The sequence below is a fragment of the Micromonospora sp. NPDC049274 genome, from assembly GCF_040678875.1.
Taxonomy (GTDB): domain Bacteria; phylum Actinomycetota; class Actinomycetes; order Mycobacteriales; family Micromonosporaceae; genus Micromonospora.
This window is the reverse complement of the sequence record NZ_JBFAQS010000005.1, coordinates 230,066-253,281: the sequence shown is the minus strand read 5'-3', so window position 1 is coordinate 253,281 and position 23,216 is coordinate 230,066. Positions and strand designations below refer to the sequence as shown.

Sequence of the window (23,216 nt, the reverse complement as noted above, 5' to 3'; positions counted from 1 at the left end):
CCTGAGAGACCCCTGCTCCGCACCACACCGGCGGAGCAGGCGGGAGGGGGCCGGGGCGCTGTCGCGCCCTGGCCCCCTCGCCCGCGGGTCACTCCTGGGGCGCGATCAGCCGGCCGTCGGTGGCGTCGCGGACCGTGATCGCCTCCACCGGGCACGAGTCGGCGGCGGCGAGGATGGCCTCGGCCGGGGCGGCGACGTCGGCCAGCGGCGTGGACAGGCCGCCGACCAGGCGGAAATGCTCGGGCGCGGTTCCGGCGCAGATGCTCGTGCCGATGCAGCGGCGCGCGTCCACCCCGATCCGCCACGGGGTACTCACCAGGCCACCGGCATGCCGAGCAGGCCCCGCACCAACATGCCGTGCTTCCACTCCAGCTCGGCTTCCGGTACGGCGAGCCGCAAGCCGGGCAGGCGGGTCACCAGGGTGGTGACGGCGACCTGCAATTCCATGCGGGCCAACTGCGCGCCGACGCAGTGGTGTACGCCGTGCCCGAAGCCCAGGTGCGGGTTCTGCTCGCGGCCGAGATCCAGGCGGTCCGGGTCGGCGAAGACCGTACCGTCCCGGTTCGCCGACGACAGCGAGCCGAGAACGGGCTCACCGGCCCGGACCAGCACCCCGCCGACCTCGACGTCCTCCTTGGCGTACCTGGCGAAGGAGGAGCCGACGCCGAGCGGCACGTACCGCAACAGTTCCTCGACCGCGGCCGGCACCAGCGACGGGTCGGCTCGCAGCCGAGCGAGCTGGTCCGGATTGTGCAGCAGGACGTAGACGAAGTTGGGGATCTGGGTAACCGTGGTCTCGTGGCCGGCCGCGAGCAGCCCTCCGGCCAGCTCCACCAGCTCGGTCTCGCTGAGCCGATCCTCATTGTCGTCGCGGGCCCGCACCAACGCGCCGAGCAGGTCGTCGATCTCCGGCTCGCGGCGGCGCTCGGCGACCAGGCCACCCATGTAGCCCCAGAGATTGTTCAGGTACTCCTGGATCGTCTCCGCGGGCAGCGACGTGGTCGAGACGATCGCCTCGGACCAGATGTGGAAACGGTCACGGTCGGCGTACGGGACTCCGAGCAGTTCGCAGATCACCTGGATCGGCAGCGGCGTGGCGACGTGCTCCACCAGGTCGGCCGGAGGACCGAGCCGGACCATGTTGTCGACCAACGCGTCGGCGATCCCCTGGGTTCGGGGTCGCAGCGCCTCCACCCGGCGTGCCGTGAACGCCTTCGCCACCAACCGGCGCAGTCGAGTGTGATCGGGCGGGTCCATGGTCAGCATGCCGCTGTACTGCTGGCGCGGGGTGAGCCTGGGCTCGTCGCGCTCGACGGCCGGGGCGCGGCCGAACCGCACGTCGCCGAGGACCGTACGGACGTCCTCGTAACGGGTGGCGAGCCACGCCTCCTCGCCGTAGGGGAGCTGCACCCGGGTCATCGGCTCGTTCTCGCGCAGCTCGCCATAGGTCGGATCGACGACGAGACGGTCGGGCACGCTGAACGGGTACGGCCGCGCGGGCGGAACGGTTCGGCTCTCGGTGGTCTGCGCGCTCTCCGTCATCCGGATTCCCTTCGTCGAGACGGCGTGATCCTGAGGCCGGCGCCACGTTCACGGCGGCGCCGGCTTGCCAGCGTCCAGGGCCCGCGAACAGCACACATCGACGCTGAGTAATCTCCTGAAATCGGATAGTAACGACAGACGTCGATGATCGCCATGGCGAGCGGTCGCGGCGCGTCAGCGGGCGAGCTCGTCCTCGACGAACGCGGGCCTCGCGAGCGTGATCGCCGGGATGGTCGCCACGAGGACGACAGCGAGCAGGAACAGCAGCGGCAGGGTCCACCCGCCGCTCGCGTCGTGCAGCAACCCGACGAGCAGCGGACCGAGCGCGCCGAGAGCGTACGCGACCCCCTGGGCGAAGCCGCTCAGCGCGACGGTGCCGCCGTGGGTTCGGGTGCGAACGTTGATGAGCACGAGGCAGACGGGGAAAAGGATCGACCCCGAGCCGATGAGCAGCACCCAGAGCAGCGTGAGTGTCGCGGGTGCGAGCAGCAGGCCGAGGTAGCCGAGCAGGAAGCTCGCGACACCAGCGGCGATCAGCCAGCCGACATTGCGCAGCCGCGCCACGAGCAGGGGCGCGATGAAGGCGCCGGGCACGCTGATGATGCCGGTGACGGCGAGCAGCACACCGGCCTCGGTCGGCGTCGAGCCGGCGATGTCGCCGAGGATCTCGGGCAGCCACGCGAAAGCCGCGTAGGTGCAGATCGTGCTGGTCGAGAAGACGACGGTGATCGACAGGGCCACGCGTGACCGCCACAGTCGCGTGACGAGGGCGGGGGGCGAGGACTCGACGGGGACGGCATCCGAGAGTCGCTGGCGGCGCTCCCGCGCGATGATGACGAGCCACGGAACGAGCGCGACTACCGAGGTCACCGACCAGACGCCGAGCAGGAACCGCCAGCTGGTCTGCTCGGTGACCGGAGCGGCGACCGCTGCGGGCACGGCCGTGCCCAGGCCCACGACGCAGACGTACACGGCGGTCAGCAGTGCTACCCGGTCGGGGAAGTAGCGCCGCACGATCGGCGGCAGCAGCACATTCCCGATGCCCGTACCGGCGAGCGCGACGACGCTGCCGACGAGCAACACCGCGAAGTCCGGGGCAAACGCGCGCACGAGATGGCCGAGGGTCATGAGCAGCAGCGCGAGCACGATGCCGCCGTCGAGGCCGAAGCCACGGGCGACGCGCGGCGCGATGAACCCGGATGCCGCCAACAGGATCGGTGGCAACGTGCCGAGCAGCCCGACGCCGATGTTCGATATCGGGATGTCCACCCGGATGTCGCCGAGGATCGGCGATATCGTCGCCACCGCCTGGCGCAGGGTGAATGCGACGAGCACGATGCCCAGCAGCGCGGCCGTGCGTCCCGCCCACAGCGGAAGGCGGCGGAGCTCGGGCATCCCCCGAGCCTAGTACTCCGTCCGGGGATGTTGACCTTGGGCCGAGCACCTCAGCTGTGCCGCGCCGGCCGCAGGCCGCCAGCGAACCGATGGCCGAATGTGCCTACCTCCCTTCCTGGAGGGTCACGCCCCGATCGCGCAGGTCGTCGAGGGTGTTGCGGTGTCCTTCCGGCGTGTTCCCGGCGATCGCCGGCAGCAGCACGGAGACCTGGTAGCCCAGCCGCAGCGCGTCGACGGCGGTACTCGCGACACCGCCCTCGGTCACCAGCCCGGCCAGCACGACATCGCTGACCGCATGGTCGCGCAGCATGCCGTCCAGCGGGGTGCCCGCGAACGCGCTGCGGTCGTACTTGGTGACGACCGGCTCGCCGTCCCCTACCGTCACCGCGTCGACGAATCGTGTCGCCGGTGCGTCCGGCCCGCCGTCCGAGCCGTCAAGGGCGAGGTGCCGCACGTGAACAACAAGATCGCCGGACACCCGGAACGACTGCCGTGCCTGCTCGGCGGCGCGCGCCGCCGCCATGCCGCCATCGGGCGCGTACCGCTCGACGACCCACCACTGTAGATCGATGAGGATCAGGGCCGATGCCATAGCCACCCCTTGGTAGTAGACTGTTGAATGACAGAGTACTGCTATTCGAGAGGTGTCGAAAATGCGGACACGCGAGGTGGGTGCCACCGGCCGCCACGTCGGCGCGATCGGTCTGGGCTGCATGGGCATGAGCTGGGCGTACGCCGAGAGCACGCGGAACGATGCCGCCTCACGGGACGTGGTGCGCGCCGCCGTCGACGGCGGTGTCACCTTCATCGACACCGCCGATGTCTACGGCGCCGGCCACAACGAAACGCTTGTCGGCGAGGCGTTGTCCGGCCTGCGCGACACGGTGTTCCTGGCGACCAAGGCCGGGTTGGTGGTCGATGACCTCCCCGCCAAGAGCATGTATCGCGACGGGTCACCCGCCCACCTACGCGCCGCCGTCGACGCGTCGCTGAAGCGCCTCAACACTGATCACATCGACCTGTGGTATCTGCATCGCGTCGACGACGCCGTGCCGCTGACCGAATCCTGGGCCGCCATGGCGGACATGGTCCGCGCGGGCAAAGTCCGCTACCTCGGCCTGTCGGAGGTAACCGTCCAGCAGGCCGCCGCCGCGGCCGCGGTGCACCCGGTGACCGCCATCCAGTCCGAGTTGTCGCTCTGGACCCGCGAGGCGCTCGGACACTCGTCCACGGGCGCATCCGCACCTGCCATCGCCGGCGGCGGTGCGACCGACGTCGGCGACGTGGTCGGCTGGTGTGCGGCGAACGGTGCCGCGTTCGTGCCGTTCGCGCCGCTCGGAAGAGGCTTTCTGACGGGCGCCATCGACACCACCACCCAGTTCGAGGAGGGCGACCTACGCGCGCGCAACCCCCGCTTCACGAGCGCGGCCCGCGCGGCAAATGCCCGCATCGTCGACACGGTACGCGCAGTCGCCACCCGCCACGGCGTGACTCCCGCGCAGGTCGCGATCGCTTGGACCATGGCGCAGGGCCAGCACGTCATTCCCATTCCGGGTACGCGTCGGCTCGGCCATCTCGCGGACAACGTCGGCGCCGCCGACGTAACGCTTACCGCAGCCGACCTGGCGGAGCTCGACGCCGCACCGACCGCCGTCGGCACCCGGTACTGAGGTGGAACGGCTCGGCCTCGTCATCAAACGCGCCGAACAGGCGCTGATCGCCGAGAAGACGCGCGTGCTGCAGGAGTTTCACCTGACCGTCCCGCAGTACGCGGTCCTGCTCGTCCTGCTGCAGTCCTCGGAAGCATCGGCTGCGCAACTCGCCCGCGCCTGCCTGGTGACCCCGCAGACCATCGCCACCGTGCTCACCAACCTCGAAGGGAAGGGGCTCATCGAACGAGCAGCGTCGCCGCTTCACCAGCGCGTACGGGTCGCCCAACTGACGGCCAAGGGAACCGACCTGATACGCCGAGCGGACCCGGCCGCACTCGCCGTCGAGCAACGTCTGGCGGCCGCCTTCACCCCCGACGAACGGAATACGTTCACCGAACACCTGGAACGGGCGATCACCACGCTGGCTCGCCGCCAACTTCCCGCCGACGCACCGACGCCACAGCCTGCGGACGACCCCTCGTAACGTGGTGCCATTCGTCGTCGCACGTGTTCTCCTCGGAGGTCAGGGCGCGGCCTTCGTCGTCGGGCGGCACGAACGGTCGTACTAGCCGGCGGGATAGAAGAGGAACAGGGTGCAACCGCTGGTGGTGGCGGGCACGTGCCAGGAACCGGCCGGGGCGTGCAGGAACGTCCCGGCGGGGTGGTCGCGTGCCCCGTCGTGGAAGATGCCCGCTAGCACGAAGACCTCCTCCGGGCCTGGCTCGTGGACGTCGCGGCGCGGCCAGGAGCTGCCCGGGTCCATTTCCAGTACTCCCGCGTGCGCGCCATTCGGGCCGGTCCAGAGCGGGCGGTGTCGGACCCCGGGGAAGAGTTCCTGGATCGGTGCCTGGTCGACGCGGGCGAAGGCGTAGCCCTCCTGGGCGAGGATCTCGGGATGCATGCCTCTCAGGGTGCCGACGATGATCACAGCAGCCCAGAGCCCGTGCGGACAGCGTGGGGTATTTTCCTGCCATGCATCGCGTTGTGGCTCTGGTCCGGCCGGTGCAGTCGACGTTCGAGCTCGGCTGTGCCGTCGAGGTCTTCGGCACAAAACGGCCCGGGGTGCCCCAGCACTACGAGTTCGAGGTGTGCACGGAGACGCCGGGCCTGGTGCCGACATCCGCCGGGTACGCGATGGCGGTGTCACGCGACCTGTCCGCGCTGGAGCACGCCGGTACGGTGATCATCCCGGGTTGGGCGCCCGTCGAGGCGCCGTTGTCGGAGCGGGTGCACCGCGCGTTGCTGCGGGCGCACGCGCGCGGAGCACGGCTGGTGACGATTTGTTCAGGAGTGTTCGCCCTCGCCCGCACGGGCCTGCTGGACGGCCGGTCGGCCACCACCCATCCGGGACGCGCCGAGCAGCTACGACGAGAATTCCCCCGGGTCCGGGTGGAGCAGGACCGGCTCTATGTGGACCACGGTGACGTCGCCACCAGCGCCGGTGCGGGCGCGGGCATTGATCTGTGCCTGCACCTGGTCCATCAGGACCACGGGGCGGCTCATGCCGCCCTCCTCACCCGGCACATGGCGATGCCGCCGCACCGCGAGACGCCGCCTCCGTCCACGGGGGACGCGCTCGACGGACTGCTCGAGTGGGCCGGGACGCGCCTCGGGACACCGTTGTCCGTGCACGCCATGGCCGCGCACGTCGGCGTCTCACCGCGCACGTTGGCCCGGCGCTTCGCCCGTCACCTCGGCACGACCCCCGGTGGGTGGCTGCTGTCGCGCCGGGTGGCCGAGGCACGCACCCTGCTCGAGCAGACGGATCTGTCCGTCGAGGTGATCGCGGCACGCGTCGGCCTCGGCTCGGCGGTCAACCTGCGCCGACGGTTCCACGCGCGGCTGGGCATGACTCCGAGCGCCTACCGGCGCGCATCACGCGTTCCGTGACCACCACCGCACAACCCTGATCGGTACGCACACGAGCCCTGAAACGCCGTGGTGTCGTGGTCATCGCCGGCGCCGCTTCAGAGGCGGAAGATCCGAACTATCAACCCGGTGTCGTGCATCGTGTGTGGCGCGAGGGCGTGGTACGCCCACGCGTGCACCCAGGCGTTGCCGGTCCGTACGGTGAGCCAGGTCTTGAACGCGCCGGGAAGCGTGTAGATGAGAAGGACGAACAGGATCGTCAGCGTCGCCTCGCGCGGCGATCCGAACCTGCCCCAGCCCTCGAACAGGTGCAGTGCCGCGTACGTCAGGCCGCCGAGAACGAGGGTCGCGGTGGTGGAGCCGGTCAGACGGGCGTATCGGGGAACGAGGATGCCCTGCACGAAGATGACTGTCGGCAGCACCGTGCCCGCCATGTACAGCAGGAATGTCAGTGGCACTCCGGCGGCGAGCTGACCCGGGGTCAGGCCGGCGAACGCGTGGCCGAGCACCACCCATTGCGCGAGCGATTCGAGGACCAGCACGGCGAGGATGAGGATGGCGTCGCCGCGCCGATCCGCCGAGCGCAGACACATCTGGTGGGCGGTGTAACGCCGCCGGAACCACAGCAGCGGCAACAGCGCATAGACCACAACGTTGTACGCGGCCCAGCCGAGCGCCTCGGCGGGCCCGACCGGATCGGTGGTACCGACGAGGGTGCCGGCCAGGTGGAAGCCGATCGGGTGCCAGCCGAGCCCTCGGCCGATGAGCAGGCCACCAAGTTGGGCGAGGACGCCGTACGCCAGGACGAGTCCTGTTTCACGGCGAGCGGTGGGGAGCGTCGGTGCGCGCTCGGCGATCACCGGCGCGGGTCGACCTCGGGTGAGCGCGTATCCGATGACGGCGAGCAGTACCAGCTCGACGAGGGTGGCCTGAGCGGCGATCACCTGACCGGGCCCGGATGGCGGGTCGTGCTGCGCCGGCCAGTCGAAAGGGGCGTTGCCGGGCGCGAGGAGCAAGACCGCGCCGTTGAGTGCGATCCAGCCGACCACCGCTGCCGTGAGCCAGGCTTTTTCTCGACGTGACACAGACGCTCCCGCTTATCCAGCACAGGCGTGTTAGTCAAAGGAAGGTAGCACGAGTGTGTTATAAAAAGTGGTGCCGAAGCTGGTGGATGCGCAGGCCCGACGGACCGAGCTCGCCGAAGCGGTCTGGCGGATCACGATGCGGGATGGGCTGGAGCAGGCATCCGTACGAAACGTGGCGCGCGAGGCCGGCCTGTCCATGGGTTCGTTGCGCCACTTCTTCACCACCCAGTCCGAACTCCTCGGATTCGCCCTACGGTTGGTGGGAGAACGGATCGAGGAGCGAATCCGAGCCGTGGACACCACGGGCGACCAGCGTGCGGTGGTCCGGTCGATGATCGACGAGATGCTTCCACTGGACCGGCCGCGGCGGGGCGAGTGCGAGGTGTGGCTGGCGTTCACGGCACGCGCCGTCGTGGAACCGACAATGGCCGGCCTGCGCAAGGACATCGACAAACGCCTCACCGACGCCTTCACCGCCATGATCCGGCGACTGGCCGACGCTGGTGCGCTCCGGCCCGGGCTCGATCAGAAGGTCGAGGCAGAGCGTCTCTACGCCCTCGTCGACGGCGTGATCCTGCACGCCCTCCTGCGCCCCGGCCGGACCTCGAACGCAACCGCCAAGGCCACTGTCGACGCACACCTGGACCAGATCGCGCCAGCAGCCGCGGATGAGCACTGAGATTCCCCGACCGGGATCCTGTTCACGACACCGTGCACGTTCGATGTCGAGGCGTGGATCGGTGCCCACCGGATTTTGCCTCCGGCGGCGCACGTAGCTGCACGTTGGAGATGCCCCCGCGCAGATGCGGTTGAGCGGGATTCTTGTTCGGTCCGGACGGGATGCGAGGCTGGACGCGTGACTTCCGGATCGGCGTACCTCGCCCACGTGGAGATCGTCGCCAGGTTTTTCGACTCGTACGCCCCGGACGCCTGCCAGTCCCTGAGCCGGCGCGATGCTCGCCCGCCGGTGACGCCCGCATGAGCCTGGTGTCGGCGTTCGTACCGGTCTGGATCCTCACCGCGGTCGGCTACGCGGCCTGTCGTTGGGGCCTGCTGGGTGAGGCGGTGGCGTCGGTGCTGGGCCGATTCGTGTTCCATCTCGCGATGCCGTCCGCCCTGTTCCTGGCCCTGTCCCGAATGCCGCTCTCCGGGTTCGCCGGCCGCTCGCTGCTCGCCTTCGGGGTGAGCACGGCCGCGGTCGTCGGGTTCGGGTGGGTCGGCGCGAGCCGGCTGTTCGGTCGCACGCCAGGCGAACGACCGATCTGGGGCATGGCCGCCGGGTACGTCAATTCGGCGAACCTCGGCATCCCGATCGCAACGCAGGTTCTCGGCAATGTGTCGTTCCTGGCGGAGGTGGTGCTGCTGCAGGTGCTGGTGGTGACGCCCGTGATCCTGGTCGCCCTGGACCGGCACAGCGACCCGGCCGGCCGGGTACGGGTCGGCCGTATCGCCTCCCTGCCGGTACGCAACCCGGTGATCCTGGCGTCGCTGCTCGGTGTCGCGTGCTCGGCTACCGGCCTGCACCTGCCGTCGGCGGCCGGTGCGCCGCTCACCCTGCTGTCGGGCGCCGCGGTTCCGGCCGCCCTGGTCGCGCTCGGCGCGTCGCTGCACCGCACGGCGCCGTCGCGGGCCGAGCCGGCCGAGATGGGCGGGCTGGGAGAACTGGCCGTGATCACCGCCCTGAAGCTCGTCGCACAGCCGGTCATCGCGTACGCGGCCGGGCTGGCCCTGCACCTGTCCGCGCCGCAGTTGCTCGCCGTGGTGGTGTGCGCGGGCCTGCCGACAGCGCAGAACACGTTCATCTTCGGCCAGGAGTACGGCGTCGGCGAGGCGGTGGCCAATCGGGCGGTGGTGGTGACAACGACGCTGTCGCTTGCCACCCTGGCCGTGGTGGCGACGCTGCTCGGGTAGGTCCGTCAGCCTGCTTCCAACGCCAGGACTACTGGTGGGAGGGTGTTGTCCCGACTGTCCGCCACGTCCTCGACTGCTGAAGGCTGGGATGCCGCCCATGACTGATAACGACGTACGTCCGGTGGTTTTCCTCGACGTCGACGGAACGCTCCTTCCCGCGGGCGGGGTGCAGCAACCCGCGACCCTCGAGGAGTGGAACGCGAAGTGGCAGAACTCGTCGAATCCGCACCTGGCGAGATTGACGCGTGAACACGGCCCGCGTCTGTTGGCGCTGTCCTGCGATCTGATGTGGGCGACGGCGTGGATGGAAGATGCGAACGAGGTGATAGCGCCACTGCTCGGCCTGCCCACGTTGCCAGTGGTTGACATGGGTGAGCTGCCGGACATCGACGATCCGGTCTTCTCCGAGGACGACTGGACCGCCAGGCTGCACTGGAAGACGCGGGCCCTCGTCGAGACTGCCGCGGGACGCCCGTTCGTCTGGGTCGACGACGAGATCACCGAGGTTGACCGGTCCTGGGTCGCCGCGCACCACCCAGGGCGAGCGCTGCTCCACCGTGTCGCTTCCGACTCCGGTCTCACCGACGCCGACCTCGTCGTGGTCGAGGAGTGGTTGCAGGGGGCATAGCGCCGCTGGATCGCGGGTGACTTGCCGGCGAGGATCGCCATGTCGCGTCAGGTTCGGTCCGGTGAGGTGGCCGGAGGACGTCGGTGGTTCCCCCGGATTTGTGGATGATCGGGTCTTCGATGTCAGGGTCGGTCAGTCCCGCTCGTACGGCGCGGGTCGCTGTCGGAACGGGCGGCGGCGAGGAACGCGTTGTAGCGGGCGAGGTCGTCTTCCTCGCCGGTGGCGTCGGCCCGGTCGGCGGCCCGGTCGAGGCGGTCCTGTTCACGCTGGTCGGCGCGGATCCACTGGCGAATCAGGACGATCATGACGACGACGGCGGGCAGCTCGCCGAACGCCCAGGCGATACCGGCGCCGAGCCGCTGATCGGCCAGCAACGACGACGCCCAGGCGGGGTGGACAGCGGTGTACCAGTCGGGGGCGATGACGGTGGTGGTCTGCATGAGGACCAAGCCGAAGAAGCCGTGCGCCATCATCGACGCCAGGTGGATGATCACCAGCAGAGGATGGGGGACTCGTCGGCGGCCCGGGTCGACACCGATGAGCACCCAGAACAGCAGATAGCCCGCGACCACAAAGTGGGTGAGCATCGCGAGGTGACCGAGGTGGGAGCGCATCAGCACGCCGAGCAGGTCGCTGAAGTACAGACCGAACAGGCTGGCGGTGTAGATGCCCAGCGCGACGAGCGGATGCGTGAGCACTCGGGTGGGGCCGCTGTGTAGCGCGATCAGCAGCCACTCCCGGGCGCCGCGCACCCGGGGGTCGGCCGGTCGACGCAGGGCGCGCAGGGCGAGGGTGACCGGTGCACCCCCGACCAGCAGGATCGGCACCAGCATCGACAACACCATGTGCTGGGCCATGTGCACGCTGAACAACACGTACGCGTAGCGGGCGACACCAAGGTCGGTGGTCGCGGCGAGCAGCGCCAGCCCGCCCACCCAGCTCGCCGTCCGGGCGACCGGCCAGCGGTGCCCCCTGCTGTGCATCCGGCGCACACCAGCCAGGTACCCGCCGACACCGAGAACACAGATGGTCAGGAAGAACAGGTCCGGTAGTGGCTGCCCGAGCAGGTTGACGGCGGTGGGCGCGGCAGGCATCGGGAAGCCGAGCAGCTCGGTGATCGGGTCGGCGTCGATGCCGGACTCGGGGATCGGTGTGGGGCTGCGGGACAGAGCCACCGCCAGGCCGACCGTGGCGGCGAACACGATCAGCTCCCCAGCGGCCAGTCGGCCGAACGCCCGGGGCCTTCCGGCGTGCAGTGCCGGCAGGGTGCGGGCGCGGTGTATCGCGCCGAGCGTGCCGAGGATCACGAGGGCGGCGAGCTTGCCGAGGACCAGCCAGCCGTAGCGGGCCTGCCAGAGCTGCTCGACCGACCCGAGGCGGACGGCAGCGTTGGCCAGCCCGCTGACCGTCACGGCGACGAAGCAGCCCAGGGCGAGGCGACTGTACCGAGCAGCGGCCTCGGCCAGCAGCCGACTGCGCCGCACGATCAGCAGTGCGACGAGTCCACCGATCCACACCGCGGCGGCGAGGATGTGCAGGGCCAGGCTGGTGACCGCGATCTGATGGTTACCGGCTCCGGCGGAGTGACCGGTGAACGCCGGGGGCAGCACCGCCACCAGGGCCAGGATCGTGACCGTCGCGGCGAGCCCTCGGGACACGCCGACGCGGGCCAGCAGCGCCGCGGTCAGGGCCAGCCCGGCTTGCAGCATGAGCGACTGGCCCTGCGAGATCGTGGTGGCGAAGCTGATGACCGTCGCGGGTTTGAGCGTCTCCAGCGGTTGACCGAGCAGGTCCGACACCGTCAGCACCATCAGCGACAGTGCCGCCACCGTCCAGCCGAGCGCGGTGACGCTCGCTCGCCGGAGCAGCAGGTAGCCGTGCGGCGAGACACTGCCTCCGTCGCCGGGCAGCAGGAACGCAGCGGTCACCAGCATGCCGACGGTGACCGTGGCAAGGCCGTCGCAGAGGAGCCGGACCATCGGTAGCGCCCAGGTCGTGGCCGGTCCCGCGTCCGGCAGGCCCGGAATCGCGGCGGTGAGGGCGCCTCCGACCCGTAGGCCGAGCAGCAGCAGAGCAACGCCCGAGGCGCCGATGGCGACAATGACCAACCACTCGAACGTCATAGCTGCGGTCGACCGGGGTCGGCCGGTGGACGTCGCCTCGGCCGGCCCCGCCGGCGCCGGGACTGCGGTCTGGGCGCTACCAGGATCGTCGGCGGCGGACTGCCGGGAATCTGTGTCGGACACGTGTTGACCTTGACCTGTCAGGTGGTGAGGTGGCGCGACCGCGAGAGCGGCCGGCTCATCGACGGTTCGCTCGCCACCAGAGCAGCCCAGCAACCGCCACGACGACGATGGCCAGCGCGCCGCCGGCGACGAGGACACCAGCGCCCGGGCCATCGTCGTCCTGCACCGACGCGACGGCGGACGGCTCGTCGGTCGTCGTGCTGACGATTGGCGGGGCGCTGGAATTGGGGTCGGCCACCGTGAAGGGGTACGACCCCTGCACCGGGTGCCCGTCAGTGGAGACGACGCGGTAGGCGACGGTGTAGGTGCCGTTGGGCAGAGCCTCGGTCACCTGGACCGAGCCCTTTGCCCCGCCGACCACCGGGTCACCTGTGGGGATCTTCCGCCTGGCGGCGTCGGTGAGAACGATGGTGGTGAACGGGGGGTCGAGCCGCTCAACGAACTCGAGCACGATCTCGGTAGGGGCGCTGGACAGGGTCGACTCCTGGACCGGCGCCGAGGATCGAAGCGTGTTGTGCGCCCAGGCCGGGCTGACCGGAATGAGCACCGCCACGAGGACGGCGAGGACCGCCGAGCCGAGCCGGAGGGCGGTGGGGCGGGACGACGGTACGGTCATGACGAAACTCCGGTTGGCGTGATCATCCGAGCACCTGCTCGCCGACCCATCCCCCCGGCTGGCAACCGGGAGGGATGGCGAAGACGGCGGACCCGATCGGAGTGGTCCACTCGTTGAGCAGGTCCCGCTCGGCCAGCCGGCGTTGGATGGGCAGATACTGCCGGGCAATGTCGGCCTGGTACGAGGTGAAGATCAACCCGCTGTCGGCGTGACCCTCCGCCGTCGGCGCCCCGTCGTAGTTGTACGGCCGGCGCAGGATCTTCAGCCGGTCGTCAGTGACGTGCGCGCGGGTCAGGTGAGAGAAGTCGGGGATGATGGTGAGGCCGTCCGGGCCGGTGGCGGCGAAGTCAGGTTCGTCGCGTTCGGCCGTGCCGGTCAGCGGGGCGCCGGTGTCGAGCCGCCGCCCGACGGCGATTTCGCGGTCGGGCCGGCCGAGCAGGTCCCAGGTTTCCAGATTCATGCTGATCCGCCGTACGACGAGGGTGGTGCTGTCGCGCAGCCACGCCGGGCCGTCCGGGACCCAGAGCGCGGTGTCCATGGGTGCGCCGGGGCGGGGATTGGCGGTGCCGTCGAGCTGACCGAACAGGTTGCGTTGGGTATGGCCGCCCGGCTCGACACCGGGGCTGCGCCGGAAGCCCTGCTGGGCCCACCGCACCGTGGCGAAGGGTCGGCTGTCCTTGATCAGGACGCGTTGGGCGTGCGCCACCGTGATCGCGTCATCGGCGCAGATTTGGAGCAGCAGGTCACCGCCGCACCAGGCTGGCTGGAGCCGGTCGATGCGAAACGAGGGCAGTTCGGTGACCGACACCGGCCGCCGGTCGTCGACCCCGGCGGCACTGTAGAGACCGGGGCCGAAGCCGAAGGTCACGGTCAGCCGTGCCGGCAGCAGCCCGAGTTCGGCCTCGGTGTCGGCCAACGCGGGTTGGCCCTGGGTGAGCCGGGCCGCGTCGTCGGTGAGCAGCCGCAACATCCGACCCATCGCTGCCCGATCCGTGTGGCCGCGCAGGGTCAGTGCCACGAACGACGCGTACGCCTGTGGTTCGGTGGCCACCCCGGCCTGCCGGGTGCCGTGGAACGGCTCGATGAGGCCGCCGACGGCCGCCACCGGCGTCGTGTCGGCAGCGACCACGTCCGATCGCGCGGACCCGCCGGTACGTGTCATGGCGGCCGCGGCACCGCCGGTCACGGCTCCCCCCACGGCGAGAGCACCGCCGGTGAGCAGGCCACGCCTGCTCACCGGCCGGACCGGTGAAGTCCCGGTCACGATGCCGGGCTCATGCTCATCCCCGGCGTGGCGCTCATCCCGGGCATGGGCTCGCCATGCCCGGGGGCGTAGCTCTCCTGCGCGCCGGTGAACGGCTTGGCCACGGCGCGGAACTGCTGAGTCTTGCCGTCGGCGAAGGTCAGGGTAAAGGTCAACTCGTCGCCGGCCTGGACGGGCTTGGTGAGGTTCATCAGCATGAGGTGGTCGCCACCGGGCTCTAACGCGTGCGTGCTCCTGGCCTTGATCACAATGCCGCCCTGCTTCTGCCGCATGACCATCTTGCCGTCCTTCATGGCCATCTCGTGCAGCTCCATCGACGACAGCGAGGTCGTGGCACCAGTCACCGTGACATCGGTGTCCCCGTCGTTGACCAGGGTCCCGAAAGCTGCCGTCATGCCCTTGTCGGCCGCCTTGACCCACGGGTCACGAATCGTGACCACACCAGCGGCGGCGCTCGGCGATGCCGACGGGTTTGGCTGCGCGGACGCCGGCGAGTCGGATGACCCACACCCGGCCGCGCCGACCGCCACGAGCGCAGCGGCGGTGGCGAGTGCAATGGCCGAGCGTCGGCGCGAGCTGATGGTAGCCATGAATTCTTCCTCCGATGGTTGTTGCTGCTTCGTTGGTCGGTCGCCGTGGGGCGGAAGTTCCGGGCTGGCGGATAATGGCCCGATCGCGGCTGCCGGACGGAGGTTCGGCGAAGCGGCGGGGCGTTTCCGCCGGTCACGCTGCTGACCGGCCGTGGACCCGTGCCCGGCCCCGCTGGGATGGAGCCCGGTGCAACCGACTAGCAACCAGAAGCTGGACCTTGATAGCTCCGCAGAGCGGACGTGGACCTCTTCGGTGCCGCCGCGGCGTGAGGTGACCCGAGATGCCGGCCGGTGTCAGCCATCCTGCGAGCAGCGCTACCTCACCCACGTCGCGTTTCACTGAGAAGTCACGCCGCACCGGCCGCCGGCGAATCCTCGGGGACCAATACCGTGAGGGAAGGTTCGTACGGTTGCTGCGTGATGTCGCGCCTTAGCAGGGGATGACAGACTGTTCGGCGAGGGCGCTGCCGACGGATTGGTCTATCCTGCCGGCGACCGGCTGGTGGTTGCTGCCGCTGCTGGAGTGGACCCCGATCGACGTCAGTGCGGCATCGCCTGACGTGCCCGTTGCCGACACACCGCTTCCCGCTCTCGTCCGGTTCGCCCGTGCGGCTTGGGGACTACTGGCCGACATGAAGGACTCGCGGCAACTCTCCCAGCCACTTCGCTACCGAGCACTTCACCTCTGGCACGTCTCGGCGCATGCCTGACGGCCTGACATGCCCGATCGGACGTCGAGCATTGCATGGTCGCGCCCAAGGGGGTGACGCACGGCTACCTGGATCCACAGCGCGTACCGAGGAGTGAGCTTCCACCAGCCGCAGCGGGGTTGTGTCGTCTCCGCCTACGGTGCGGGTTCCAGTACGACGACTGGGATCTGGCGGGTGGTCTTCCGCTCGTAGTCGGCGAAGCCTGGATACGCGGCCTTCTGCGCGCTCCAGATCCGTTCCCGCTCGGTCCCGGTGGCAACTCGGGCGACCAACTCGACCTTGTCCGTGCCGATCTCCGCGTGGGCCTGCGGGTGCGCGAGCAGGTTGTGGTACCAGTCGGGATTGGTGGGCGCACCGCCCTTGGACGCGAACACGGCGTAGCCGCCGTCCACCTTCTGGTACATCATCGGGTGCACGCGAGGCTCGCCGCTCTTGGCGCCGACCGTGTGCAACAGGAGCAGCGGCGCGCCAGCGAACTGACCGCCGACCTGCCCACCGTTGGCACGAAACTCGTCGATGATCTTGTCGTTCCAGTCACTCATGCCGTCTCCTCGCCTCCGCGAACCGACCTTCGGTAGCGATTCTGACAGTCTCAGCCGAGGTGTGACACAGGGGACTCACGTGCACTCACAGCAAATGCCGCCGTGGTCTCCGCCAACGAACGCCTCGCTCGCTCAGCCCTGCCGTCGAGCATGCTCCAAGCGTCGGCGCTCATGGTGGCTCATAGTCGCACGGTCGCGGTGCGGTGCCCTCCGCATCCTCGAGATACAGCTGGGCATCGGCGTTGTCGCCGGTCTCGGGCTCGCCGCCGAGGCCGGCATCGTCCACCGCAATCCCCATATCGGCGGCGGTGCCCATCCATGAGGGCCATTTCCGGCGGACTGCGCCAAAGGATAGCCTCATCAGCGTGTCGGGTGAAAAGCTCGCGGCTGAGACTGAGATCGCCTCGCAGGTGCAATCCGCCCTCAGTGAGATCGCCGCTGTAGCGATTTCCCAGCCCGGCCCCTCCGAAGAGCGCGTGAGCGCGATGATGGACAGCCTCCAGCAAGACGAACTCAGGGCACTCGAGCCCGCCTTCCGGCACACGATCGGGGCGTTTCTCCGCAAGCGCCGGGACCGCCTCCTGTTGCACCTGGAAAAGAAGCTCACCGCGCCGAAGCCGGGAATCCCTCCACGTCCGGCGGCGCCTACACCGGCGACCGTGTTTCGGCGGAACACTCCAGGCACTCCGGCATCCCAGATTCCGACCGCCCGCCCCGTGAAGCAACCGGTCACGCAGGCAGAGGTGGACGAACGGATGGCGGACCTCGAGGAGGCTCTCAACGAGCTCAGCGAGAAGCACATCTTCCAGTGGCACACCCTCTACCGCGACTGGCTGTCCGAGGACTTCGACTGGTTCCTGGACACACTCGCGAGCTATGTGCGCTATCCGCAGGTGCTGGAAAAGATCCACGAGGCGCTCGCGGCCCACTCGGCGGAAATCTTCGAAAAGGGCAGACGCCACCAGATCAATCAGGGGGAGACCGAGCAGTACGCGGTCGACAAGTCGCTCAAGGGTCTGCAGAGTTTTCTCGACCTGCCGATCGAGTTCTACTCGGCCCGGCTGCCGAGTGCGGTGGACACCAGGCGGGCGACGAGGCTGCGGGCGCTCACGTCCACCATGCTCTCGGCAATCCTGACTGGCTACATGCAGCTCGACTTCGGCACGGTCACCGGCGGTGGCGTGCTCGCCCGCTACCCGCGGTCGTGGGCGCACACGCTCGCCTTCTCCACCCCCGACGACCTGGACGCGCTGCTGGGGTTCATCGAGCACAACGACTTCGCGCGCGGCCTGATGTTCTACCTCACGCCGCTTGTGGAGGCGATCGAATCGCTTGGTGAGGGCAGGGAGCACATGCCCCTGCCCGCACTCTCCCAGCTTCGGTCGGATGCCGGGCTGATGAACATCTGGCTCAGACCCTCGGCGCTGTCCCCGTACCCTCAGCTGATCGAGCTTGAGTGCTATCTCGGCGATCGGTACGTGCGACAGCCGGATCTGCTGGAAGCCGCCCGCCGGGGCGTCACGGTCGCGGTGGTCCCGATCAGCACCGGCCCCGCACACCGCGTGCAGGACGACCCGCGGCTACAGCAGATTGTCGTGCCCGCCGAGGCGGACCTGTCGAAGGTGCCGAGTATCCGTGACGCGATCAGGGCACCGCTGATCGCCAGGGCCTACCACCAGGGCACCGCGTCGTCGCGCCGGCAGCCCTTGGGCCACAACGTCGCCAGGGCTTTCCCGCGGGACAACCCCAACCTCCTGCCCTACTACATCGTCCACCGTCAGACGGTGCGGGATCTGTTCCGCACATTCGAGAGCCGCAGCGGCGTCCGCCTCTGGTGCAGCGTGCGGCGCAGCGGCAAGACGACTGCTGGAGCACGGCTCGACGCCGACACGACCACGGGTCAGGTGACCGTTGTCAAGCAGACCTGTGACACGACGGGCGAAACCCCCAACGACAACATGTTCTACAAGCAGGTGCAGGCCGCCCTGACTGCTGGCGGCTGGTTGCCGGAAACATTCTTCAGGGATCTCATCCGGCGGTGCGGTGACGGCCAGGCGATCTCCGACCGCACGGTCTTCGTCCTCGACGAGTACGAAACGCTCTTCGGTGCGCTCAGCGCGTCCCTGCGGCGGGACAACGACCTGCGTTACTTCGTCGTGCAGCCCCTTCTCAACCAGATGGTCGAGTTCTCCCGGGAGAACCTCATCATCTTTCTGGGGCAGCAGCCCAACGCCCACTACATTCTGATGGATCAGAACCAGCTCAGCCCCTACGTGCAGCAGGACTCCTTCCCCCTGTTCGACCACAAGCAGGGAGAGCCCCGGGAAGAGTTCGCACAGCTCATCCGGAAGGTGCTCACCAATCCGGTGAACCCGGACGCGTCCTTCGTCGACGCCGTTTACCGCGAGACCGCCGGCCACCCGTACCTCACCGTGTCGATATTGTCGGGGCTCGTCGACTGGCTCATCGAGGAGAAGCGGCCCGTCAACAAGCTCGAACTCACGCGAGACGACTTCGACCAATTCGCCGCGACCCGGCTGCGGCCCGCCGCGGTGAGCCTCAACCGGGACTACGGCATCTTCCACGAGGCCGCCCGTGAGGCGCTCAGCGAGGCCGGACGCCAGCGGTCGCCGTGGCTGCACGAGGTCTACGCCGTACTACGCGCGGTGGCACGGTCCTCACCGGAGAGCCTCCGCTGCACGCGGAAGGACTTCGAAGAGATCGCCGCGCAGGTGTCGGACGGGATCGACGCCGGGCGGCTGCTGGCCACGTCCAGCGACAGCAACTTCCTCGCCTACGACGACCAGCACGTCTGGCCACGCATCCGGCTGCTCGGCCGGATCGCCGCTGTCGCGCAGGGAGGAGTTACATGACCGCGTACATCGACGAGCACATGTCCCCGCACCGGCTGGCCCAGGTCGTGGCGGACCGCCTCGATACCGAGGAGTCGCCGGTCGCCGGTTACTGGTACGAGGTCCGTGGCGACCGGGGCACGTACGCGGACGAGCTGCGCAGGCTGCTCGCCGGCAGCCCCGTGGTGGTCCTCGTCGTCCGCGAGGTCGTCTTCGACAACCCAAATGCCGTGCAGGCGGAGTTCGTCGACCTGATCGACAAGCACCGCGACGAGTTCGAGAAGGTGCTGGGCGCCCTGCCCGAGTACGCACCCGTGGTGGCAGTCGTGCTGCTGACCCGCCGCGTACCGGCGGTGCCGCAGTTGGCGTCGCCGGCCGTGATGCCGGGGTGGTTCCCTCGTGTGGGCGGCACCGTCGTTTCCGTCTACCTGCGGGACCTCACGTGGACCGGCGGTGCGGCGATCGACTGCAGCGAGTCCGCGGTCCCCGAGATCAGCAGCGGGTTGTTCAGACTGGACGAAGCGCTGTTTGAACGGCTCACCTGCGTCCACGCCGCGGAGCCCGCGGCTGCCGACGCCTTCTGGGAGCGGGTGCGTTTCGACGACGGGTACGACTTCGGCGCCTTCCTGTCCCGGTCCCGCCGCTCCCGTGCCGCCGTACGCAACAGGCAAGCGTTCCGCCCCGACGCCGGGAAGGGCACCACCGTGGTCGCGCGACTCTGGAAGATTGTTCAGCGGACGCCGCCCGAGGCGCTGGGCCGCGTCGGCGCTAATCTGGCGACGGCCCTGCGCCTGCCCGAACCGCTGGATCGCGACTGGCATCAGCCGTTCGTATCGGTGCTCGGGCGACCGGCCAACCGTCCGCCGGCGATGGCCACTGCATTCGCCAGCAGTGTGCTGCGGACCGTCGCCGCGAGCGCCCAATTCATCACCGTCGCGGCACACGCCGACGCCTACGGAGCCTATCCGGTGACTCTCCTACGCTCGAACTCCCTTGACTTGCTGGTGGCGATGCGGGACGCCACCTCCCTGCTACAGACGCTCGATCCACCCCGGTCAACCACCTAGCCACGGTGATGGCACCACCATGTGCGGCCACCACACCCGGTCGACGGCATAGCGCCCGCCAGGGCCCTCGACCCGAGCACCATTCATCTGCCGGTCCGGTGCCAACCAGCAGCACGGTAGCCCGGTAGCCGACGCGTTCACGCAGTTCAAGGCCGTTCAGGGCAACCCGCTGCTCTCAACCTGCTTCCCCGAACCGGACTCGCACCCGAGGCTGACCGCTGACCGGTCGTGAACTTCCGGCCAGTACCTTGGTGGCGCCCGCACTGGCTCCCGCAGCCGCATCGGTCCATCGGGAAGCACGCCGGTACACGAATGTCCGTGAGCGTCCGGGCTACGGTGAACCGGTGGCACCGGACAAGTGGGCACAGTGGCTCTTGACCCGCCGGGACGGCAACAGCGCGGGCTTGTGCGCCCGCAACGCCCGAGATCTGGCGGCGTTCCGTGACGGCGTCCTTGCGGGAGCTGACCTGGCCGCCGACGACGTGGTCCTCGACGTGGGCTGCGGGACGGGACTGATCGGGTTCGGCGCCCTGGGTCGACTCGGCCCGGACGGTCATGTCATTTTCAGCGATGTCTCACTCGATGTGCTCGACGAGTGCCGGCGCACCGCGAGGGACGACCCGCGGTGTAGCTTTGTCGTCGCGTCCGCCGATGATCTCGCCGGAATCGCCGACGCCTCTGTCGACGTCGTGACCACTCGGTCGGTGCTCATTTACTCCGATCGCAAGGCCGCCGCCTTCGCGGAGTTCTTCCGAGTCCTGCGGCCGGGCGGACGGATTTCCCTGTTCGAGCCCATCAACAGCTTCGCGATGCGGCTTCGACCCGACGATCTGTTCGGGGTGGGCACCGCGCCCGTGCACGACCTGATCGCCAAGGTGCGCGACGTCTACCGGGGCACCACCGAGGAAACCATGCGACCGATGATGGACTTCGACGAGCGTGACATCGTCGACTGGGCGGTTACCGCCGGCTTCGAGGCTGTGGAACTGGACTACCACGCCCAGGTCGACGTGCCCGCCGATCCCATCGAGGACTGGGAAACACTCAAGCGCGTGGCGCCCAACCCCTTGGTCCCCACGTACGGCGAAGCGATCGCCGTTGCCCTGACCCACGATGAACGCGAACGTCTCGACACATACATGACCGCCCTGGCCGCGGCCGGCACGCCAACGCGGCGCACGATGGCCACCGCGTTTTTTCGCGCACGGCGTCCGCACAGGAACCGCTGAGGACCTACCGCGCCACCCGGCGCTCACCGACGCACCGGACACGCGTGTCCGGAAGGGGGATCCGAGGCTCGGCTGCCGGAATCCCCATCGACTCCGGCATGGCGGATCCAGAACCGACGCCGTTCAGCGGAGCGGTGTTCGCTCCAGGTCTGCTGATCGAAATCTGCGACACGTCGCGCGTTCAGTCCGGTAGACCATCCGACCGCCGGCGATTCCGCGTGGAATGTGGCTTGCCGCCCTCGCGGAGCCGGGTGGCCTCGTGCAGCGCCACTTCGCGGCCGGTGCGGGCGAAGTCGGTCAGCAGGCGCAGCTGGTCGTCGGTGAACCCGGCGATGCGCTCGGTCAGGTACGCGGCCATCGGCTGGTAGAGCGCGGACAGTTCCTCGGTCCGGTCGGGCCTGGCGTGCACGGTGATCCGGCGGCGGTCGTGCGGATCATGCTCGCGACGGACGAGGCGCTGCGCCTCCATCCGGTCGAGCATCTTGCTCATCGCGCCGGTGGTCATGCCCATCCGTTCGGCGAGCTGAGTGGGTGTGACGGCAAGACCCGCGCTGACGAGGTTGAGGCAGTGCAGGTCGTTGACCGGTACGCCGAGCTGGTCGGCGACCGCCGACTGGAACAGCGCGGTGGCACTGACGAACTGCGGGATCTCCACCCAGGCAGCCGCGACGAGCGCCTCGTGCCCCGTTGACATGCTCACCTCTCTCCGGATAGCTTCCTGAAGAAGTTACTTCTTGAAGAAGTTACTTCCTGAGCGGGATGACAACCGCGTCGAAAGCCTAGAACAGGAACGAGAGGGCATGGCTCACGCACTGATCATCGGCGGCGGTGTCGCGGGTCCCACCGCCGCCATCGCACTCCAAAAAATCGGAATCGACGCCACCGTCTACGAGGCGTACGCCACCACGGCTCACGACGTGGGTGCCAGCATGGGCATCTCCCTCAACGGTCTCGACGCGTTGCGCACCCTCGACGCGCACACCGTCGTCCGCGACGCCGGATTCCCCGTACCCCGCGGCATCATGTGGCTCGGCAACGGCAGACGCCTTGGCGAAGGACACACCGGCACTCCACTGCCCGACGGAACACTCCCCATCGTCATCGGACGCTACGACCTGTACGCCGCGTTGCGGGAGGAGGCCCTCCGCCGTGGCGTGCCCATCCACCACGGCAAGCGCCTGGCCCACATCGGACAACGCGGTGACCAGGTCGCCGCAGTTTTCACCGACGGCACGGAAGCTGTCGGCGACCTGCTCATCGGCGCCGACGGCATCCGCTCGACGACCCGGCACTTTGTCGCCCCGCACGCACCACGACCCCGATACGTCGGGCTCATCGGCACGGGCGGGATCACCCGCGAGGTCGCGCCGCAGTCCGATCCCGGTGTGATGAATATGGTCTTTGGCAGGCGGGCGTTCTTCGCCTCCATGGCCAGTCCGGACGGCAGCGTCTGGTGGTTCGCCAATCTGCCCTGGGCCGACGAACCCACCGCAACCGACCTAGCCGCGACTTCCGGCTCGCAGTGGCAAGAGCGATTGCTGCAAGCCTTCGCCGAGGACAGGTCGCCGGCCGCGCGGCTCATCCGCGCGACACCGCCGGACTACACGTGGTTTCCCATGCACGACATGCATGCACCGGAGCGGTGGCACCGCGGACGCGTCGTCCTGATCGGTGACGCCGCGCACGTGAGCTCAGCCAGCTCGGGGCAAGGCGCGTCGATGGCCTTCGAGGACGCCGTGCAACTGGCCCGCTGTCTGCGAGATCGAGACGATCCGCCTGCGGCGTTCCACGACTACCAACGGTTGCGCGTCGACCGAGTCAGCAAGGTGCTGGCGGGAGCCAAGCAGGTCAACCGCAGCAAGGCGGCCACCGGCGTGAGTCGAGTCCTGCGCGACGTGACGTTCCCCCTGTTCATGAGGAAATTCAGCACTCCGGGCGCGTTTGCCTGGCTGTACGACCACCGCATCGACTTCGACCGACCGATAGACGACCAGCTAAGTCCATAAGGCAACGGGCTT

24 protein-coding genes are annotated in these 23,216 nt (G+C 69.1%); 11 read left to right on the top strand and 13 right to left on the bottom strand.

The window, feature by feature from the left end; translation table 11 throughout:
- Nucleotides 1-88: 88 nt before the first annotated feature.
- The 4 genes from AB0K10_RS12295 to AB0K10_RS12280 form a co-directional block, all read right to left on the bottom strand.
- The gene (locus AB0K10_RS12295; protein ID WP_363682617.1) at nt 89-316 is read right to left on the bottom strand and encodes a ferredoxin; all 228 of its coding nucleotides are present in this window, start codon (nt 314-316) and stop codon (nt 89-91) included.
- On the bottom strand, nt 313-1,542 hold the full coding sequence (locus AB0K10_RS12290; RefSeq protein ID WP_363682615.1) for a cytochrome P450: 1,230 nt from the start codon (nt 1,540-1,542) through the stop codon (nt 313-315). Before AB0K10_RS12290 ends, AB0K10_RS12295 begins: the two co-directional genes overlap by 4 nt.
- 174 nt (nt 1,543-1,716) lie before the next feature.
- On the bottom strand, nt 1,717-2,937 hold the full coding sequence (locus AB0K10_RS12285) for an MFS transporter (RefSeq protein WP_363682613.1): 1,221 nt from the start codon (nt 2,935-2,937) through the stop codon (nt 1,717-1,719).
- 103 nt (nt 2,938-3,040) lie between these two features.
- The gene (locus AB0K10_RS12280) at nt 3,041-3,529 is read right to left on the bottom strand and encodes an isochorismatase family cysteine hydrolase (protein ID WP_363682611.1); all 489 of its coding nucleotides are present in this window, start codon (nt 3,527-3,529) and stop codon (nt 3,041-3,043) included.
- Nucleotides 3,530-3,590: 61 nt separating this feature from the next.
- On the opposite strand from AB0K10_RS12280, the gene AB0K10_RS12275 reads away from it, so the two are divergent.
- A complete protein-coding gene (locus AB0K10_RS12275; protein WP_363682609.1) occupies nt 3,591-4,607 on the top strand; it encodes an aldo/keto reductase in 1,017 nt (338 codons plus the stop codon).
- A 1-nt stretch (nt 4,608) separates the two neighbouring features.
- Entirely contained in the window at nt 4,609-5,073 is a 465-nt protein-coding gene (locus AB0K10_RS12270) for a MarR family transcriptional regulator (protein ID WP_363682607.1), read from the top strand.
- An 81-nt stretch (nt 5,074-5,154) separates the two neighbouring features.
- On the opposite strand, the gene AB0K10_RS12265 is transcribed toward AB0K10_RS12270, so the two are convergent.
- Nucleotides 5,155-5,490, bottom strand: coding sequence for a cupin domain-containing protein (locus AB0K10_RS12265; protein WP_363682605.1), 336 nt, complete (start codon nt 5,488-5,490; stop codon nt 5,155-5,157).
- Nucleotides 5,491-5,561: 71 nt separating this feature from the next.
- Here AB0K10_RS12265 and AB0K10_RS12260 point away from each other — a divergent pair, with 71 nt between their 5' ends.
- Nucleotides 5,562-6,479, top strand: a complete 918-nt coding sequence (locus AB0K10_RS12260; RefSeq protein ID WP_363682603.1) for a helix-turn-helix domain-containing protein — start codon at nt 5,562-5,564, stop codon at nt 6,477-6,479.
- A 77-nt stretch (nt 6,480-6,556) separates the two neighbouring features.
- Here the strand turns inward: AB0K10_RS12260 and AB0K10_RS12255 are convergent, their stop codons facing one another.
- On the bottom strand, nt 6,557-7,543 hold the full coding sequence (locus tag AB0K10_RS12255) for a hypothetical protein (RefSeq protein ID WP_363682601.1): 987 nt from the start codon (nt 7,541-7,543) through the stop codon (nt 6,557-6,559).
- Between the two features lie 70 nt (nt 7,544-7,613).
- On the opposite strand from AB0K10_RS12255, the gene AB0K10_RS12250 reads away from it, so the two are divergent.
- The 4 genes from AB0K10_RS12250 to AB0K10_RS12235 all read left to right on the top strand — a co-directional run bounded on the left by AB0K10_RS12250 (nt 7,614) and on the right by AB0K10_RS12235 (nt 10,082).
- Nucleotides 7,614-8,222, top strand: coding sequence for a TetR family transcriptional regulator C-terminal domain-containing protein (locus AB0K10_RS12250; RefSeq protein WP_363682599.1), 609 nt, complete (start codon nt 7,614-7,616; stop codon nt 8,220-8,222).
- Between the two features lie 177 nt (nt 8,223-8,399).
- Entirely contained in the window at nt 8,400-8,525 is a 126-nt protein-coding gene (locus AB0K10_RS12245) for a hypothetical protein (RefSeq protein ID WP_363682597.1), read from the top strand.
- Complete coding sequence (locus AB0K10_RS12240) at nt 8,522-9,454, top strand: AEC family transporter (protein ID WP_363682595.1); 933 nt, start codon at nt 8,522-8,524, stop codon at nt 9,452-9,454. Before AB0K10_RS12245 ends, AB0K10_RS12240 begins: the two co-directional genes overlap by 4 nt.
- 88 nt (nt 9,455-9,542) lie before the next feature.
- Nucleotides 9,543-10,082 (top strand): HAD domain-containing protein, encoded by a 540-nt coding sequence (locus tag AB0K10_RS12235; protein ID WP_363682593.1) that lies wholly within the window; start codon nt 9,543-9,545, stop codon nt 10,080-10,082.
- Between the two features lie 122 nt (nt 10,083-10,204).
- Here AB0K10_RS12235 and AB0K10_RS12230 read toward each other — a convergent pair whose 3' ends face one another.
- From AB0K10_RS12230 to AB0K10_RS12205, 6 genes are all read right to left on the bottom strand, one after another.
- Nucleotides 10,205-12,328 (bottom strand): cytochrome c oxidase assembly protein, encoded by a 2,124-nt coding sequence (locus tag AB0K10_RS12230; protein ID WP_363682591.1) that lies wholly within the window; start codon nt 12,326-12,328, stop codon nt 10,205-10,207.
- A 55-nt stretch (nt 12,329-12,383) separates the two neighbouring features.
- The gene (locus AB0K10_RS12225; RefSeq protein WP_363682589.1) at nt 12,384-12,944 is read right to left on the bottom strand and encodes a copper resistance CopC family protein; all 561 of its coding nucleotides are present in this window, start codon (nt 12,942-12,944) and stop codon (nt 12,384-12,386) included.
- Nucleotides 12,945-12,966: 22 nt separating this feature from the next.
- Nucleotides 12,967-14,208 (bottom strand): Dyp-type peroxidase, encoded by a 1,242-nt coding sequence (locus AB0K10_RS12220; RefSeq protein WP_363682587.1) that lies wholly within the window; start codon nt 14,206-14,208, stop codon nt 12,967-12,969.
- A complete protein-coding gene (locus AB0K10_RS12215) occupies nt 14,205-14,798 on the bottom strand; it encodes a copper chaperone PCu(A)C (RefSeq protein WP_363682585.1) in 594 nt (197 codons plus the stop codon). Before AB0K10_RS12215 ends, AB0K10_RS12220 begins: the two co-directional genes overlap by 4 nt.
- An 844-nt stretch (nt 14,799-15,642) precedes the next feature.
- Entirely contained in the window at nt 15,643-16,050 is a 408-nt protein-coding gene (locus tag AB0K10_RS12210; RefSeq protein ID WP_363682583.1) for a nitroreductase family deazaflavin-dependent oxidoreductase, read from the bottom strand.
- Between the two features lie 169 nt (nt 16,051-16,219).
- Entirely contained in the window at nt 16,220-16,366 is a 147-nt protein-coding gene (locus AB0K10_RS12205) for a hypothetical protein (protein WP_363682581.1), read from the bottom strand.
- A 49-nt stretch (nt 16,367-16,415) separates the two neighbouring features.
- On the opposite strand from AB0K10_RS12205, the gene AB0K10_RS12200 reads away from it, so the two are divergent.
- The 3 genes from AB0K10_RS12200 to AB0K10_RS12190 all read left to right on the top strand — a co-directional run bounded on the left by AB0K10_RS12200 (nt 16,416) and on the right by AB0K10_RS12190 (nt 21,198).
- Nucleotides 16,416-18,923 carry a hypothetical protein gene (locus tag AB0K10_RS12200; RefSeq protein WP_363682579.1) on the top strand — a complete coding sequence of 836 codons (2,508 nt, stop codon included), beginning with the start codon at nt 16,416-16,418 and terminating at the stop codon, nt 18,921-18,923.
- Complete coding sequence (locus AB0K10_RS12195; protein ID WP_363682577.1) at nt 18,920-19,969, top strand: hypothetical protein; 1,050 nt, start codon at nt 18,920-18,922, stop codon at nt 19,967-19,969. The genes AB0K10_RS12200 and AB0K10_RS12195 overlap by 4 nt, the downstream gene beginning before the upstream one ends.
- A gap of 344 nt (nt 19,970-20,313) precedes the next feature.
- Nucleotides 20,314-21,198 (top strand): methyltransferase domain-containing protein, encoded by an 885-nt coding sequence (locus AB0K10_RS12190; RefSeq protein WP_363682575.1) that lies wholly within the window; start codon nt 20,314-20,316, stop codon nt 21,196-21,198.
- A gap of 181 nt (nt 21,199-21,379) precedes the next feature.
- On the opposite strand, the gene AB0K10_RS12185 is transcribed toward AB0K10_RS12190, so the two are convergent.
- On the bottom strand, nt 21,380-21,892 hold the full coding sequence (locus tag AB0K10_RS12185) for a MarR family transcriptional regulator (RefSeq protein ID WP_363682573.1): 513 nt from the start codon (nt 21,890-21,892) through the stop codon (nt 21,380-21,382).
- A 40-nt stretch (nt 21,893-21,932) separates the two neighbouring features.
- Here AB0K10_RS12185 and AB0K10_RS12180 point away from each other — a divergent pair, with 40 nt between their 5' ends.
- Entirely contained in the window at nt 21,933-23,204 is a 1,272-nt protein-coding gene (locus tag AB0K10_RS12180) for an NAD(P)/FAD-dependent oxidoreductase (protein ID WP_363682571.1), read from the top strand.
- Nucleotides 23,205-23,216: the final 12 nt, after the last annotated feature.